The organism is Ochrobactrum sp. Q0168 (assembly GCF_016427605.1).
Lineage (GTDB): Bacteria > Pseudomonadota > Alphaproteobacteria > Rhizobiales > Rhizobiaceae > Brucella.
This window is the reverse complement of record NZ_JAELXQ010000003.1, coordinates 69,583-86,161: the sequence shown is the minus strand read 5'-3', so window position 1 is coordinate 86,161 and position 16,579 is coordinate 69,583. Positions and strand designations below refer to the sequence as shown.

The window sequence follows — 16,579 nt, the reverse complement described above, 5'->3', positions numbered from 1 at the left end:
GCCCCGCTGGACGCCGGGGTCCGCACTTGCTAGAGTCCAGCGCAAAGGTTTTACACATATGAACAGATTTGAATCGCCCCGCTCATCCTCCGAAGCTGTCCTGCGTTATCTCGACGGCGACTATGAAATCGTCAAGCACGGTTCCTATGTGCTCTGTGCTGTTACCGGCGCGCAAATTCCGCTGGACGAGCTGAAATACTGGAGCGTTGCGCGGCAGGAAGCCTATGCAACCGGCCACATTTCCTTCGAGCGCGAGCTTGAGTTCAATCCGGAAATGCGCAGCCGCAAGAAGGCCTAATTCGCTTATAACGACCGGCTTTTAAAGCGCTCGATTACCGTATCGAGGATATGATTGAGCGCGTCTGTGCGCTCGAATTTCAGATCGATATCGAGAACCGCCAGTTTCGACAAAAATTCAGCCGGCACACCGACCATTGTGGCGAGACGCACCTGGTCCTTTGCCGTGGTGATCAGCCCTAGCCCCTGCCTGCGGGCCGTATCGATCAGGTCGCGGATTTCATCAGGCTCAAAGCTGTGATGGTCGGGAAATGAATGCGTTTCCGCGATGATGCCGCCAGCCTGCGCGAGACTTGCATAAAACTTGTCGGGATTGCCGATACCCGCAAAGGCCAGCCAGCGCTGCCCCGCGACCATTGCCGATGACGACGGCATAAGCTCGGCCTCATAGATCGGTCGCCCGGCACGGGCCGCCTGCCTGATCACGAAATCCGCCGCGTCGCCCTTGCCGATCCGCAGCAGCGCATCGGTCTTGCGCATCTGGTCGGTCAGCGGCGCACGCAACGGACCTGCCGGAATAACACAACCATTGCCGATGCCACGCCCCGCATCCACAACCAGCAGCGCGAAATCGGCATAGAGCCGGGCGCTCTGGAAGCCATCATCCATGATGATGAAATCGCAGCCAAGCGATTGCAGATGCTGCGCCGCTTTCACCCGGTCGGGTGACAGCGCCACCGGCGCATGGCGCGCAAGCAACAGCGGCTCGTCACCCACATAGCGGGCGCTGTCATGGCCGGGGTCAACGACATGCAACCCTTTATAACTGCCGCCATAGCCGCGCGACACGATGCCGGGCTTCAGCCCACGCGCCTTTGCGCCCTTGGCAAAGGCGATAGCGGTCGGCGTCTTGCCCGCGCCGCCAACAGTAAAATTACCAATGCAGAGAACAGGCAGAGCAATCCGTGGTGGTTCCGACCGGATCAGACGTCGCCCGGCTATTGCGCCGTAAATCCACGCGGCGGGAGCAAGCGAACGGGCGCGCCAGTCAGGCTTTTCCCACCAGAAAGGCGGCGCTTCACTCGCCATCAGATGCCGCCGTGAATATAGGCAACCTCGTTGCGATTGCCAGGGAACTGCGCTTGCAACACAAGCGGCTGGATGAAAGGCTCCAGCGCGACAAGCGTGCGATCAAGCGCGCCGCGCATATCCTTGACGGTGTTGACCCCTGCATTGATCATGCCGCGCAGATGCTGCGGATTGTTGAACAGGAAATTGATCGCCCCGGCGAGCATGTTCCGGTCCTTCACGATGCGCGCGCCGCCATTCTTGATCAGGCGCTGAAAGGACTCGCGGAAGTTCTGCACGTTCTTGCCGGTCAAAACGGCTGTACCCATCATCGCCGGCTCCAGCGGATTGTGGCCGCCTTCCTTGGTCAGCGAATTGCCGATGAAGGCGATCTCGGTCAGCTGGAGATAAAGCCCCATTTCGCCAATCGTATCGCCCAGTAGGATATCGGTATCGGCTTCAACGGCCAAGCCGCTGCTGCGTTTGGTGACCTTCAGCCCCTTTTCCGCCAGCATCGCTTCGATGGCAGGCGTGCGGTCCGGATGACGCGGCACGATGATCGTCACAAGATGCGGATAGCGCACCTTCAGCATCTGGTGCACTTCGGCGGCGATTGCCTCTTCGCCGTCATGGGTGGAGATCGCCGCCCAGCTGCGTCGTCCGGCGATCTGCCGCTGCAACATGGACAGTGCCTGCGGATCGGCGGGCGGAGGCGCGGTATCGACTTTCAGATTGCCCGATACACTGACCGGGCGCGCACCGAGCGCACGGAAACGATCGCCGTCAAGTTCCGACTGGGCCACGACATGGGCGAAATTTTCAAACAAGGCTTCGGCCAGCTGAGGCCGCTTCTGCCATGCGGCAAAGGAGCGATCCGACATGCGGCCATTGACCAGCACTTGCGGAATATGACGACCGCCGAGCGACAGCACCGTTGCGGGCCAGATTTCAGATTCGCAGCCGATGGCGAGGTCCGGCTTCCAGTGATTGAGAAAATTATTGACCGCCGGCTGCAGGTCGAGCGGCGCATATTGATGAATAACCTTGGAGCCGAGCTGATCGGCCACAAGCTTTGCGGATGTCACCGTGCCGGTGGTCATCACGATATGAATGCCGGTTGCGGCAATGCTTTCGATCAGCGGCGTGATGGCGACGCTTTCGCCAACGCTGGCAGCATGGGCCCAGATGACCGGTCCCTGCGGGCGGGCGATGGATGACTTGCCATAGCGCTCGCCACGGCGCTGCCGCTCTTCCTTGCCGCGCGATGCGCGATAGGCGATATAAGGCCCCATGAAGGGATAGGCGGCGGAGCCGAACATGCGATAGGCTGACAACAGATTGCGCGCCCAGCGTTCGCTCATTTCGCTTTCTCCAATGCCGCATAGGCCCGCACCGTGGCGTCATTCAGCAGGCGCGTCAGTTCCATGCGTTTTTCTTCCAGTTGCGTTTCATCGGCGTCGGCATCTACCCAGACATTGTCGGCGCGCACAACAACGGACCGTCCAAAAGGCAGTGGAATCGTCGTCTTGTCCCACGACTTCTCCAAAACATGATTTCTCGAGAAAGCATAAGCAACCGGAATGATCGGTCGCCCGGACAATTTCGCCAACAAAATGATCCCCTCACCCGCCTCACGCGGCGTGCCATGGGGAATGTCGGCGATGATCGACGCCGACTGTCCCTTCTTCAGCGCGTTCTTCAAGGTGAGAAGCGCGCGCGCACCGCCCTTTTCCGGCTTCGCACGCGAACCGCGACCGCCGGACCCGCGCACGGTCATGAGACCAAGCTTTTCCGCCACGCGGGCATTCAGCTCGGCATCGGCGCTACGCGAGAACATGGCAACCAGTTCGATCCCTTTGGGACAGATGAATGGCCCCATGAGATGCTGGCCGTGCCAGAAGGTCACGATGAAAGGATCGTCCTTGCCGACCAGCGCTTGCGGGTCAGCCGAGCCTTTCAGCCGCGTATTGGTATAATAGACGAGCTTGAAATAGCTGGTGATCAGCCAGACCAATATCGATTTGACGACAGCCGACTGCGCCAGCGGCCCGCGCACGCGCTTCCAAAGACGCTTGGCAAAGCCGTCTTTTTTCTTGCGCCTGACGGGTTGAACCGCCGACTGGACCGGACGCTCTTCGCCTTCGGTTATGTGTTGGTCTGGACCGGGCAAACTGCTCAGTCCGCCTGCAGCGTCACACCTTCGGGATCGAGCAGCCGATGCAGGTGCACGATGAAATAACGCATATGGGCGTTGTCGACGGTCTGTTGGGCCTTGGCCTTCCAGGCGGTCTTTGCGGATTCGTAGTTGGGATAGATGCCGACAATATCAAGATTTTCGAGATCGCGGAACTGTACGGTTCCAAGCTTCGACAGCTCGCCGCCGAACACCAGATGAAGAAGCTGCTTTTTGTCGCCTTCGACAGTCATGACAGTAATCCCTGAACAATTTTGGTTCGCGGCATGATTAACCCAACGGTCACTCCGCGACAACACTCAACATTTCACGCAGCAAATTCCCACTGGCCGCGACAAGAGCCCCATGGCTCCGCGTCGGACCGCCATAAATGAGCGGAAGAGCATCGTTTGTCAGAATAGCCCCACCCGACTCACTCAAGATGAGATCGGCTGCCGCTAAATCCCAATCATGCGAATTTGGCCGAATGAAGGTGCCCGCGATCTCGCCCCGCGCCACCATCGCAATACGATAGGCGAGCGACGGCACATAGGCGTGCAGCTTGACCCTGTCACGCCATTGTTCCGGCAAAGCCGCGGTCATGTTACGCGCTGAAGCGATGGTGACCTTTTCGCCTTCCGGCGGCAATTTCACCTGGATCGGCGCATCGTTTTGCGCCGCGCCAAGACCAAGCCCGGCCTCTATCAGTTCTTGACGAACAGGGCATTCCAGAACCCCGGCAATTGGTCTGCCGTCCTCGACAATGCCGATGCTTACGCACCGCTGATCCTGTCCGGCAATATAAGCGCGGGTGCCATCGATGGGATCGACGACGAAAGCCCGCCGACGTTTTGCCTTGGCGCGATCATCTACGGTTTCTTCGGAAATCCAGCCATAATCAGGACGCGCCGACAGCAGTATGTCTTTCAGATAGCGGTCCACCGCAAGATCGGCCTCGCTGACTGGCGAATGGCCATCCTTCAACCAGACTTCAGGCGAGCGCCCGAAATAACGCATGGCGATGCGTCCCGCCTCGCGGGCGGCATCGCGCAACAGCGCGAGTTCTGCACGGGTTTCGCTGTGTTTGTCAGTTTCCGGCAAGGGTCATGCCTTCGATTACGAGGGTCGGCGCGGTCATTCCGAAATTGCGGTCGATATCCGATGCGGGCGTCATATTGAGGAACATGTCCTTCAGGTTCGACGCGATGGTGACTTCACTGACCGGATAGGCAAGTTCGCCATTTTCGATCCAGAAACCGGAAGCGCCGCGGCTATATTGCCCGGTGATCATATCGACGCCCTGGCCGAACACTTCCGTCACATAGAAGCCCGTGCCGACAGCGCGGATGAGGTCTTCCGGCGACTGCGTGCCCGGCTCAATGGCAAAATTGGTCGAGGCAGGCGAAACACCGGAACCCGAGCGCACGCCGCGTCCGTTGCCCGTCAGGCCCAGTTCGCGGGCGCTGGAACCGGACAACAGCCAGTGTTGCAGCACGCCGTCTTCAACCATGGTCAGCGGCTGCCCCTCAATGCCTTCCCCGTCGAAGGGACGGGACGATGATCCGCGCATGCGCAGCGGGTTGTCTGTCACCGTTACTCCCCGCTTCAATATCTGTTTGCCCAGACTGTCGCGCAGAAAGCTTGTCTTGCGCGCGACCGAAGCGCCATTGATAGCGCTGGCCAGATGCCCGGCAATGCCCCGCGCCAGCCGCGGATCATAGACCACCGTGACCGGGCCGGTCTTCGCCTGCCGCGCGCCAAGCCTGCGCACTGCGCGCTCCCCGGCGCGACGCCCGATGGCGTCTGGCTCATCGAGATCGGCAAAATGCAGCCGCGAGCTGAAATCATAGTCGCGCTCCATCTTGGTGCCTTCGCCCGCAATGGCCGAAACCGAGCGCCCGAAACGGGTGGCGGCATAATGACCGGCAAAACCGGTGGAGGTGACGAGCACCAGCCCGCCAAGGCTGCGCGATGCGCCCGCGCCGCCGGAATTGGTCACCCCCTTGACGGCGAGCGCCGCGGCTTCTGCCACCAGCGCATCCTGCGTCAGACGGTCGGTATCGATTTCGGTCGCGTCGTAAAGCTCGAGATCGCGCGGCGACTTCACCAGCAGCGCCGGGTCGGCAAGCTGCTCATAGGGATCTTCCGGCGCAACACGCGCCATGGCGACGGCGCGCTCGGCCAGACGGTCTGGATCGGCGCCCGCATTGGCCGAAACGCTGGCGATCCGCCGTCCGACAAAAACGCGCAGCGCAAAATCGTCGCTCTCCGACGATTCGGTTCCCTCAACCTTGCCAAGTCTCACCGAGACGCTGACAGAGCGGGCACGCATCACGACAGCGTCAGCATGATCGGCACCCGCACGTTCGGCAGCTTTCACCAACTGGGCCGCGCGCTCGACCAGTTTTTCCGCCGAATTATCTGAAATCATTGCACAATCCCGCTTTGGCAAGCTCGCCTCCGCCTGACCGGACATTGCAATGTGCAACGGGTCGTGACCGGGACTTGCTAAAAAAATATCGTCAATTTGGTCGACATCGGGCTGATTGCAGCCATATCTTGTTTCTATATTGCCGAAATCGGGGGGCATCAAGGCACGCCCGTCCACATTTCTCCAAATCCTCAAGTCGCGAGACCCGTCCGTCTCCGAACCACAAGAGCGCGCAGCATGATCCCGACCGGTGGAAATCTCTACCTACAGGCCCTAATGATTCTCGGCGGCGCCATCATCGCCGCGCCGCTGTTCAAGCGTCTGGGGCTTGGCACAGTGCTGGGCTATCTGGCTGCTGGCATCACGATTGGGCCGGTGGCACGTCTCATCGCCGATGGTGAGGAATTCCTGCACTTTTCCGAGCTTGGCGTGGTGTTCCTGCTCTTCATTATCGGCCTCGAACTGAAGCCATCGCGGCTCTGGGCGCTGCGTCATGCGATCTTCGGACTGGGTGCGGCACAGGTTCTTTTGTGCGGCGCGGTTCTCACCGGGCTTGGAATTTATCTGGCTGGCCTCAACCCGGAGGCGGCAATCATCATTGGTTTCGGTCTGGCGCTTTCCTCGACGGCCTTCGCGATGCAGGTGCTGGAGGATCGCGCCGAGACCAACCAGAAGCATGGGCAGCGCGCCTTTGCGATCCTGTTGTTTCAGGACCTCGCTATCGTTCCAATTCTGGCGATCATCCCGGCTCTGTCGCCGAACGAGCCATCGCAGGCCAGCGCAGGCTTTCATCTGGCAACAGCCGTTGCGGCAATCGCCGCACTCGTCGTCGCGGGGCGTTATCTGATCAATCCGATGTTCCGGATCATCGCCAATACCGGTGCGCGCGAGGTCATGATCGCTGCCGCCCTGTTCGTCGTGCTGGGATCGGCAGGATTGTTGCAGGCAGCCGGTCTGTCCATGGCCATGGGCGCTTTCATCGCTGGCGTGCTATTGGCCGAGTCCTCCTATCGCCATGAGCTGGAAGCCGACATCGAACCATTCCGCGGTATTTTCCTCGGCCTGTTCTTCGTCGCTGTGGGCCTGTCGCTCAATCTCAGCGTGATTCTGGAATATTGGAAGACGATCCTTCTGGCCGTGCCGGTCTTCATGGCGGCGAAGATCGCCGTCATCTATGTGCTCTGCCGCATCTTCCGTTCCAGCCATAATGACGCCGTGCGCATCGCCTTCCTGCTACCGCAGGGCGGCGAGTTCGCCTTCGTCCTGTTTTCGGCCGCTTCCGCCGCAGCGATCATCTCAAGCGCTCTCGGCTCCGAACTCGTGGCGGCTGTCACCGTGTCCATGGCGCTGACCCCTCTTTCGGTGGCCATCGGCTCGAAACTTCTCATCAAGGACAAGCCCGTCGATGAAATCGAAGAGGATTTCGAAGGCGCCGGTTCCGACGTGCTGATGATCGGCTTCTCGCGTTATGGTCAGATCGCATCGCAGATCCTGCTGGCTGGCGGTATCGACGTGACGGTGATCGACAAATCGCCCAACCGCGTGCGCGCGGCTGGCAAGTTCGGCTTCCGCATCTATTTCGGCGACGGCACCCGCAAGGACGTGCTGGAAGCCTCCGGTATCCGCAAGGCGAAGATCGTCGCGGTCTGCACCCATAACAAGGAAACGACGAACCATATCGTCAACTTGATCCAGTCGGATTATCCGGATGTGCGCCTGTTCGTACGCTCCTATGATCGCGAGCATACTTTGCAGCTGCGCGCGCAAGGCGTTGAATACGAACTGCGCGAAACCTTCGAATCCGGTCTGCTTTTCGGGCAGCGTACGCTCGAAGGTCTCGGCATGGCGGAAAACAACGCCTATGCCATTCGCGAGGATGTGCGCCAGCGCGATGAGGATCGCCTCCATGTGCAGGCCTCTGAAGGCATCATGGCGGGACGGCATTTGCTGTTCAACAAGCCGGTTACGCCTGAACCTCTGGTCAAGCCGACCCGTGAAGGCCAGCGTATCGACAAAACAGTCGATGCGCCTTCCCCTGCCGCCAATGACGATACGATGGAAGATGCAATTCCCGCCGAATAAAGCGGAGGTTACATTGGTGTCGGAAGATTATCGCCCTCGATGACGCGATCGAGGGCCTGTTTCAGCTCTTCACGAACAGCTGCGCTCTGGGTGAGTATCTGTTCGAATTTCAGGAAGTCGAGCAGCCCGATCCGCCCGACATCGGGTCTCAGGAAAATATGCGGCGGGCGAATGCGGAACTTGTTCTCGATGATCGAACACATGGTCAACTGATTGCCGCCGATAACCGCTTCGAATGTCGTCGGCATGTAATCGTCGTCACCGGGCGGCGTTCCAACGACATCGATGCCGATGACGATATCGGCCTTGTCAAAAAGGAGATCGAACGGCACCGGATTGAACAGGCCGCCATCAACCAGAATGCGACCATTGCGACGCACAGGCGCAAAGACCGGCGGGATGGCGCAGGAGGCGGCGATTGCAGAACGCAAATCCCCATCGATAATCTGAACTTCCTTCGCGGCGTGGAAATCTGCGGCGGTGATGCTCATCGGAATCTTTAGGTCTTCGACCTTGTCCGGCAGCGATGCGGGCAGAAACACATCGATGATTTTCTCGATGTTGAACTGGCTGACGCGAAAGCCGCCTTTCAGCAGTTCGACCCAGCGGGAAGGACGCGTCTGCCACATGCGGCGCGCAACTTCTGAACGGCGATTGAAAATCGCCGCCATATAGTCGTGGATTTCCTTGCCGCTCATGCCGTTCGCCATGCCGGAACCGACAATCGCCCCGATGGACGATCCGGCAATAGCGACGGGCTTGATGCCCAGCTCGTCAAGGGTTTCGATGATATGCAGATGCGCAATGCCGCGCGCGCCGCCACCGCCGAAAGCGACGGCAATGCGGGGCGATGACGGCATGGCGTTATCCAACACTCTATCCCCTTGAGAGGAATCTTCGGTTTTTAGGCGCCCAAGGCTCTGATGAGATTCGGGCTATGGGGAACCGAAAATGGTGGGGTTTGAGAACCGGAGCGGAGTGTACTCAAAGTACATGAGCACCGGAAGCACAAAACCACGCCATTTGCAGGCCGCCATTGCCCGAATATCGCAGAGCCTCAGCTTTTAGCAGGCCCATAAATCAATATTGCCGGTTCGGCTTCGAGCAGCTTTTTGGCAATAGCCTTGATTTGATCGAGCGTCACGGCATCGATAAGCTCGGAGCGCTTGTCGATGTAATCGCGCGGTAGCCCTGCATCCTGCAGGCTGACCAGCGTTTCGGCAATAGCGCCCGAAGAATCGAGATTGTTTACGGCATAGGATCCCTTGAGGAAGCTCTTTGCGGCGGCAAGTTCGGCTTCCGTCGGGCCGTCGCTGGCCATGGCGGCCACCTGCTCGCGAATGATCTTGAGCGAGTCCTGCGCTTTTTCCGGGCGCGTCGCGGTGGAGATTGCCAAGGCGGACACTTGGTCGTGCAACACCAGCTGTGACGAAACCGAATAAGCCAGACCGCGCTTTTCACGCACTTCGGCATAGAGCCGCGAGGTGAAGCCGCCGCCCAGAATGTGGTTCATCAGATAGGCTGCGAAGAAATCCGGGTCCTTGCGCGGGATCGCCGGATAGACAAACCGGATCGCGGTCTGCGGCATGTCGAAGGAGAGGCTGGTGGTGGTGCCGAGCGCGAGCTTCACATCGGGCACCGGAACGAGCTCAGCCGCTGCGGGCAGATCGCCGAACACCTTGTCCAGCATCACGCCAAGGTCCTTGGCATTGATGGCACCGACCACGCCGATGGTCAGCCGGTCGCGGGCGAAATTCTTGCGATGGAATGTCGCGAGATCGTCGCGGGTGATCGTCTGAAGCGATTTCGCCGTGCCTTCGTCGGGACGCGCATAGGGATGGTTGCCATAAAGCACTTCCGCGAAACGACGGGCCGCAATCGTGCCCGGATTACGCTGCGAAGCTTCGATACTCGCCACGACCTGACTGCGAATGCGATCAATGGCGGGTTGGTCGAAACGTGGCTTGTTGACCGCCAGCGCCACGAGATCCGTCACCGCGTCGCGATTTTCCGCCAGCATGCGAACGCCGCCGGAAACGGCATCCTGCGTGGCGGTGAAGCTCATTTCGGCGCCCAGATTATCGAACCGTTCCTGAAATGCATCGGAATCGAGATCACCGGCACCTTCATCGAACAGGCCGGTCATCAGATTAGCGAGGCCTTCCTTGCCAGCCGGATCCTGCGACGTGCCGCCCTTGAACGAGAAGCGCATGGATACCAGCGGAACCGAATTGTCCTCCACCAGCCAGGCATGGATGCCCTTTGGTGAAACGACTTCCTGTATCTCGATGGCGCGCGCAGGCAGCGCGCAAATCACAAGAAGCGCCATGGATGCGACCAGAACGCTTGCGAGCGAACGCGGACCGCGAGAGGCAAAAACGCGTTTGAAGTTCAGCATGATCAAGGCCTTCACTGGATCGCTCCCTCTGCACCATTGCCGCTGGCACCGCTTGCAGGCGCATTGGGGTTCTCACGGGCATTTTCCGGATCGGCGTCGGGTGGCAGAAGATAGCTCGTCACCGACTGGTCCTTGACGAGATACCGCTCGGCCACATCACGAATCTGATCGACCGTTACGGACTTGATGAGATCTGGCCATTTCTGGATATCTTCCACGGACTGGCCGACGGAAAGCGTCGAACCGTAAATGCGCGCCATGCCAGCCTGACTGTCACGGGCGAAAATCACCGCCTTCAGGAAGCGGTTGCGTGCCTGGTCCAGCTCGGTCTGGGTCACCCCGTCCTTGACGATGCGCGCAAGCTCGGCTTCCACTGCCTTCTCGACATCGCCCAGCGTCGCGCCGTCGCGCGGCGAACCATAGACCGAGAAAGTACCGTCATCGAGCGCATCGCCGCTATAGGTTGCGCCCGTATTGGCGGCGATGCCATTTTTGACGATCAGCGTCTGATAAAGGCGCGACCGGGTCGAGCCGCCGAGAATTTCACTCAGCAAATCGAGTGCTGGCGCATCACCCTGTTTCATGCCGGGGAAACGCTTTTCATTGGCATAGGACGGAACCAGCCATGACATGCGGAAGGAAGGCGTGCTGATGCGTGCGTCATGCAGCGTCACCACGCGGGCGGCATGTTTTTCAGGCTCCTGCGGGCGGTCGCGCGGCAGAACTTCAGCGCGCTTCGGCACACGGGCCCAAGTCTTCAGCGTCAATTCACGCACGCGTTCCGGCGTCACGTCACCGGCGATAACCAGCGTGGCGTTGTTCGGCGTGTAATATTGCTGATAGAAATCGATGGCGTTCTTCAGGCTCAGCTTTTCCATTTCTTGCCGCCAGCCGATAACCGGCTTGCGATAAGGATGGTTGTAGAACAACACCGCATCGGTATTTTCATTAAGCATGGCTGCCGGGGTGGAATCGACGCGCATGCGGCGTTCTTCCAGAATGACCTCGCGCTCGGTTGTCACCGCTTCGTCGTTCAGCACCAGATTTTCCATCCGGTCCGATTCGAAATCCATGATCATTTCCAGCGCTTCCGGCGAAACGCGCTGGAAATAGGCGGTATAGTCATAAGAGGTGAAAGCGTTCTCCTCGCCGCCGATCGAGGCGACCTTGGACGAGAACTCGCCTGCCGGATGGTTCTTGGTGCCCTTGAACATCAGATGTTCAAGGAAATGCGCGATGCCGGAAACACCCGGCACTTCATCTGCCGAGCCGACATGATACCAGATCATCTGCGTCACCACCGGCGCGCGATGATCGGGAATGACTACAACTTTCAGGCCATTGGGCAAGGTGAAACTGCTGACACCGTCGGACTGGGTGATCTCGGGCAGTGCGGCCTGATTGCCTTGCGCCTGTGGCGCGGGCTTGGCGGCATCCGTTTGGGGGGCTGGTTGATTTTGAGCTTCAACGGAGCCGGTTGCGAGCGGCAAAGCCAACGCGAAACCAAGAGCGGTCGATAAAAACAGGCGTCGGAGGGAGGTGTTATTCACCAAGCGACATCTCCAATCGGTTTCATTTCCGCCCGGCCTCTCCGGGCGGCATGCCTCAAATCAATATCGGCGATGCTATCGCCGACCAGAAAGAACGCGGCGGCAAACACCGCTGCAAATCATCTCAATCGGCTTTGAGTTGGATGAGCCGAATGATTGTGCCGCCGTAGTTGCGCTCGTCAAGCACAACATATTGTTCATCGAGCTCAAGCGAAGCTTCAGCTGCCTCTTCAAGCACCAAAAGTGCGTCAGGATTAAGCCAGCCGCCCTGAAGTGCCGATAAAAATGCTTTTTCTCCCATGCGCCGCCCATAAGGCGGATCGGCAAAGATCAGATCGAATGGCTCCATCGTGCCGACAATGCCAAGGTGGCAGGCGTCACGCCGGAGAATCTTTGTATGACCTTGCAGGCCAAGCGCCTCGACATTCTGGCGCAACAGCCCACGGCCCTCCGCGGATTCCTCCACGAAGGTCGCATAACGCGCGCCGCGCGACAGGGCTTCAAGACCAAGCGCACCGGTGCCTGCAAAAAGGTCGAGCACGCGCGCGCCTTCCACCTTATCGGGAAAGCTGTGCGCGAGAACATTGAACAGGCTCTCGCGCGTGCGGTCCGTGGTGGGGCGAATGGCGTTGGTGGACGGCGTTACAAGCGGGCGACCGCGAAACTTACCGCCGACGATCCGCACCGCCGCCTCCCGATCTGCCACCGCCGGGCTTTCCGCCAGTGGGCTTGCCACCTGGACGTCCGCCTGGCTTGCCACCCGATTTACGTGCTGGCTTACCGCCGTCAGGCCCACGACGCGGGCTATCGCTGAAACCGCGTGGACCGGCACCGCTGCGTGCGCCCGAACGCGTATCGCGATCGGAACCGCCGAAGCGACCCTCGCCGCGTGCACCGCCCGGCTTGTCGGACTTATATGGCTTGTCGGATTTGAACGTCTTGCGCCCCTCAAAACCGCCCTGCGAGCGCTCGCCGGAAGCGGCATCGCGCAATTCTGCACGTTCACGCTTGCCGGGGCGACGTTCCTTATGGCCGTCCTCCCGCTTTTCCGACCGCCCGCCTTCATAGCGCGAAGCTTCGGCTCGCGCGCCGTAAGAGCGACCTTCCGCCCCCGGCTTTCCGCCAGCACGCGGACCGCTTGAACGCGGGCCCTCGGAACGCTTGTTGTAACGGCGCTCACCGCCCTCTTCGCGGCTCTGGTCAGCATCATCCGAACGGCGCGGACGCATCTGCATGTCGCCGCTGAACTTTGCGGCGCGATGCGGCGCCTGATGCTCCACGCGGGCGGGCTTGGCAGCGGCCTTCTCGCCCTTAGGACGCGCACCGGGCGCCATCCATACATTCGCATTGCCGCGGCGGCGCGGCTCCACCTTCTCCGTCTTGTCTTCGCGTCCGCGACGGCGTTCCGGACGGCTGGAAATCCATTCGCGCTCACGCGGGGCGCGGCGGTATTCGCCTTCCTGATCCGGCTGAGCTTCTTCCATCTCGCGACGGGTGCGGCCCTGCACGGCGGCATTGGAGAACTCGTTGAAGATCGGCGCGTCGAAATCGGCACCGGAATCCTCAACCAGCTTATCGCCAAGCTGGTCGCGCAGCGTGCGGCCCTTGATTTCGCGCACAGCGCCTTCTTCTAGATCGCCAAGCTGGAACGGGCCAAAGGACACGCGGATCAGACGACCAACGGTCAGACCGAGCGCGCCCAGAATGTTCTTCACTTCACGATTCTTGCCTTCGCGCAGACCGATATTAATCCAGACATTCGCGCCCTGAACACGCTCAAGCTCGGCTTCGATGCTGCCATAGAACACGCCATCGACAGCGATACCGTTCTTTAGTTCGTCGAGCTGCGGCTGCGTGACCTTGCCATGGGCGCGCACGCGATAGCGGCGCAGCCAGCCAGTGGAGGGCAGTTCCAGAACCCGCGACAGCCCGCCATCATTGGTGAGCAGCAGAAGCCCTTCGGTGTTGATGTCGAGACGGCCAACCGATAGCACGCGCGGCATTTCAGCCGGTAGCGCGTCGAACACGGTCGGGCGACCTTCCGGATCACGATTGGTGGTCACGAGGCCCGCAGGCTTATGGTAGAGCCAGAGGCGCGTGCGCTCGGCCTGCTTCAGCGGCTTGCCGTCAACCGTGATAACGTCGGTGCGCTTCACATTGACCGCAGGGCTGTCCAGCACCTTGCCGTTGACCGCGATACGCCCGGCGGCGATCATCGTTTCCGCTTCGCGGCGCGAAGCGATGCCGACGCGCGCCAGACGCTTGGCGATACGCTCGCTCGTATCTTCTTCTGTTTCCACATCGCGCGGGGCACCCCGGCGCGGACCGGCGCGGCGCGCATCGTCCCGGTCGCCTTCATCGCGGCGCGGGCGGCTGTCACGACCGGGGCGGTCGCCGCCGCGTCCAGCCGGGCGTCCGCCCGAACGTCCTTCGGGGCGTCCGTTACGGCCATGAGGGGGCTTGCCGCCCTTGTTATCGTCGTCTTTGGTCATTTGGTATTGGCCTCTCAGCAGCGGTTCCGCGTCACCTTGCACCGTCGAAAGCAGGCAAAGGAATGTCTGGAACGAAAACGCCGTATAAATCTGTTCGCAAATCGGTTTCGATTTCGAGAATTATGCAGTAACAAATCGCTCCAGTGCTTGCGAGCGAAATTTCCCGATAGATGCACGAAATGGAGTGCGCATGAAAAAGCGGGCACCCGCAACCATGACCGACACGGCAACACCAATGGATGCCGCGCTGGATGAAGCGCGCGCAGCAGGCGCGCGGGGCGAAGTGCCGATTGGTGCCGTTGTCGTCCATGAAGGGCAGATCATCGCCCGCGCCGGAAACCGCACGCGGGAACTCAATGACGTGACCGCCCATGCCGAAGTGCTTGTCATTCGGCAAGCCGGTGAAGCCCTGCAATCGGAACGGCTTATCGACTGTGATCTTTACGTAACGCTGGAACCCTGCGCCATGTGTGCGGCTGCGATTTCCTTTGCGCGCATCCGCCGTCTTTATTACGGCGCATCCGACCCCAAAGGCGGCGGCGTCGAACATGGCCCACGCTTCTACACCCAGCCGACCTGCCATCATGTGCCAGAGATCTATGCTGGCTTCTCGGAAGGCGAAGCACAAAAAATCCTCAAGGATTTTTTCCGCGAGAAGCGCTAGCCTCTCGCCTTATGTCCTGTCATATGGCGCAAAGTATCATCGCGCAGCGCGAAATGATGGAAAAGCGCCATGAACACATGGCAGACCACGACCGCCAGCAAAACCCAGCCAAGTGGACCATGGAGAGCGCTGCCAATGCCGTTCAGCGTTTCATTCTGCACGCCAGCCGCGTCGAAGATGGGCATGCCGAGGAAGGAAAAGCTTCGTCCCCGACCATAGGAGCGGATGAGCGCGAGCAGCGGAACGGCAAACATCAGTGCATAAATGGCCAGATGACCGAGCGATGCGGCTTTCCCCATCAGGCCATCCGTATGCGGGCGGCGGCGCATATTGAGAAGGCCCCACACACCCCGCAGCAAAACCAGCACCAGCAATGCAAAGCCAAGCTGCTGGTGCGCGGACCAGAAAAACGTGAAAACCGCACTATCCCGCGCGACGACGCGCAGAACAGCCGACAGGAACTGCCATAGAAACAGCAACGCCATCAGCCAGTGAAAGCTTCGGGAGACCACGCCGTAACCGTTGCGGCTGTCCCATATCGTGTTTGCGCTGCTCATTAAACTATACCTTTAAATCCGATGCCTTATCATGATCCATACAGACAGAAAGTCTTTGATCGAAATCAAATAGAAGTCATGATGCTTAAGATTACAAATTTGTAATATCTGCCCCGAAAACCTTCACACTATACTCAAAATAAAACAGCCACAGCGTTTATACCGCCATGGCTGCTTAAACTCGTACAGATTATTCCCGAATTAGTTCCAGGGGAGATAATCGCGCCAGCCCTTGGACTTGCCAGCGGCCTTCTTGCGTTCGCGTTCTTTCTGCGCCTCGTCCTGACCCAACTCGCCGGTAGCGGCAGTGGATGCCGGTTGGCGATAGGCCAGCGGCGGCTCGCTCAGATATTTGCGGTTCGTGGCCGAACCCTGCGCCTGCTGAGCGCGCTCTGCCTTGATAGCTGCCATCTTCTTCGGATCGACGGTTGGCAGACGGGAATCATATTCTTCACGGCGGCTGTTACCGCCCGGCAACGCGGTCTGCAGGTTGCTTGCAACCGGACCGTCAGCCTCAACCGGCGAGACGAAGTTCGGATTGTCGCGGTTGGCGGTGATCTCATCACGCAGGCGCTTTCGGCGCTGCTCCGGCGATTCCGGCCAATTTGCACTGCCCGCGCTGGCAACGCTGTCCTGCGGCGCTGGCAACTGCCCCTTCTCGCCAGGGGAAGGACGCACAAGATCAGGACGCGGCTTGTAATCGATACGCTCTTTCTTGTTCTTGCCCTGACCGAAGCTCGCCATATTGGAAACGTCGTCGAAGAGCTGCGCGCCCGATGACTTGTCCGTTCCATAGGTTGGCGAAGACACGCAGCCCGACAGCGAAAGACCCGCTACAGCCGTCATAAGTATCAGAACTCGTCCGTCAATCTTCATTAGCGCCACTTCTTTTACGCCTGTCGATTCTCTGTTCGCGAGGCTTGCTCC

At 59.8% G+C, this 16,579-nt stretch carries 16 protein-coding genes; 3 read left to right on the top strand and 13 right to left on the bottom strand.

Features of this window, described 5'->3' with window-relative positions:
* Positions 1-58 precede the first annotated feature (58 nt).
* Positions 59-298, top strand: a complete 240-nt coding sequence (locus tag JAU75_RS08530; RefSeq protein WP_078338939.1) for a DUF2093 domain-containing protein — start codon at positions 59-61, stop codon at positions 296-298.
* A 5-nt stretch (positions 299-303) separates the two neighbouring features.
* Here the strand turns inward: JAU75_RS08530 and lpxK are convergent, their stop codons facing one another.
* The 6 genes from lpxK to JAU75_RS08500 are packed head-to-tail and all read right to left on the bottom strand — an operon-like array spanning position 304 to position 5,909.
* Positions 304-1,326 carry a tetraacyldisaccharide 4'-kinase gene (gene lpxK, locus JAU75_RS08525; RefSeq protein WP_199056098.1) on the bottom strand — a complete coding sequence of 341 codons (1,023 nt, stop codon included), beginning with the start codon at positions 1,324-1,326 and terminating at the stop codon, positions 304-306.
* Positions 1,326-2,666 (bottom strand): lipid IV(A) 3-deoxy-D-manno-octulosonic acid transferase, encoded by a 1,341-nt coding sequence (waaA, locus tag JAU75_RS08520; protein ID WP_199056097.1) that lies wholly within the window; start codon positions 2,664-2,666, stop codon positions 1,326-1,328. The genes lpxK and waaA overlap by 1 nt, the downstream gene beginning before the upstream one ends.
* Entirely contained in the window at positions 2,663-3,454 is a 792-nt protein-coding gene (locus JAU75_RS08515; RefSeq protein WP_199056308.1) for a lysophospholipid acyltransferase family protein, read from the bottom strand. The genes waaA and JAU75_RS08515 overlap by 4 nt, the downstream gene beginning before the upstream one ends.
* Positions 3,455-3,480: 26 nt before the next feature.
* Entirely contained in the window at positions 3,481-3,732 is a 252-nt protein-coding gene (locus JAU75_RS08510; RefSeq protein ID WP_199056096.1) for a DUF4170 domain-containing protein, read from the bottom strand.
* 49 nt (positions 3,733-3,781) lie between these two features.
* Positions 3,782-4,579 (bottom strand): 3'(2'),5'-bisphosphate nucleotidase CysQ, encoded by a 798-nt coding sequence (locus JAU75_RS08505; RefSeq protein ID WP_199056095.1) that lies wholly within the window; start codon positions 4,577-4,579, stop codon positions 3,782-3,784.
* On the bottom strand, positions 4,566-5,909 hold the full coding sequence (locus JAU75_RS08500; RefSeq protein WP_199056094.1) for a TldD/PmbA family protein: 1,344 nt from the start codon (positions 5,907-5,909) through the stop codon (positions 4,566-4,568). Before JAU75_RS08500 ends, JAU75_RS08505 begins: the two co-directional genes overlap by 14 nt.
* Positions 5,910-6,146: 237 nt before the next feature.
* On the opposite strand from JAU75_RS08500, the gene JAU75_RS08495 reads away from it, so the two are divergent.
* On the top strand, positions 6,147-7,991 hold the full coding sequence (locus JAU75_RS08495; protein ID WP_199056093.1) for a monovalent cation:proton antiporter-2 (CPA2) family protein: 1,845 nt from the start codon (positions 6,147-6,149) through the stop codon (positions 7,989-7,991).
* Between the two features lie 8 nt (positions 7,992-7,999).
* On the opposite strand, the gene JAU75_RS08490 is transcribed toward JAU75_RS08495, so the two are convergent.
* From JAU75_RS08490 to JAU75_RS08470, 5 genes are all read right to left on the bottom strand, one after another.
* Positions 8,000-8,863 (bottom strand): patatin-like phospholipase family protein, encoded by an 864-nt coding sequence (locus tag JAU75_RS08490; protein ID WP_199056307.1) that lies wholly within the window; start codon positions 8,861-8,863, stop codon positions 8,000-8,002.
* 185 nt (positions 8,864-9,048) lie between these two features.
* Positions 9,049-10,389, bottom strand: a complete 1,341-nt coding sequence (locus JAU75_RS08485) for a pitrilysin family protein (RefSeq protein WP_199056306.1) — start codon at positions 10,387-10,389, stop codon at positions 9,049-9,051.
* An 11-nt stretch (positions 10,390-10,400) separates the two neighbouring features.
* Complete coding sequence (locus JAU75_RS08480) at positions 10,401-11,939, bottom strand: pitrilysin family protein (RefSeq protein ID WP_199056092.1); 1,539 nt, start codon at positions 11,937-11,939, stop codon at positions 10,401-10,403.
* A gap of 124 nt (positions 11,940-12,063) precedes the next feature.
* Positions 12,064-12,624, bottom strand: a complete 561-nt coding sequence (gene rsmD, locus JAU75_RS08475; RefSeq protein ID WP_199056305.1) for a 16S rRNA (guanine(966)-N(2))-methyltransferase RsmD — start codon at positions 12,622-12,624, stop codon at positions 12,064-12,066.
* Positions 12,605-14,431 carry a pseudouridine synthase gene (locus JAU75_RS08470; protein ID WP_199056091.1) on the bottom strand — a complete coding sequence of 609 codons (1,827 nt, stop codon included), beginning with the start codon at positions 14,429-14,431 and terminating at the stop codon, positions 12,605-12,607. Before JAU75_RS08470 ends, rsmD begins: the two co-directional genes overlap by 20 nt.
* A 190-nt stretch (positions 14,432-14,621) precedes the next feature.
* Between JAU75_RS08470 and JAU75_RS08465 the strand changes: the two genes are divergently transcribed.
* Positions 14,622-15,095, top strand: a complete 474-nt coding sequence (locus tag JAU75_RS08465) for a nucleoside deaminase (protein WP_199056090.1) — start codon at positions 14,622-14,624, stop codon at positions 15,093-15,095.
* On the opposite strand, the gene JAU75_RS08460 is transcribed toward JAU75_RS08465, so the two are convergent.
* Positions 15,092-15,652 carry a cytochrome b gene (locus JAU75_RS08460; protein ID WP_199056089.1) on the bottom strand — a complete coding sequence of 187 codons (561 nt, stop codon included), beginning with the start codon at positions 15,650-15,652 and terminating at the stop codon, positions 15,092-15,094. The genes JAU75_RS08465 and JAU75_RS08460 overlap by 4 nt on opposite strands.
* A 201-nt stretch (positions 15,653-15,853) precedes the next feature.
* Complete coding sequence (locus JAU75_RS08455) at positions 15,854-16,528, bottom strand: hypothetical protein (RefSeq protein ID WP_199056088.1); 675 nt, start codon at positions 16,526-16,528, stop codon at positions 15,854-15,856.
* Positions 16,529-16,579: the final 51 nt, after the last annotated feature.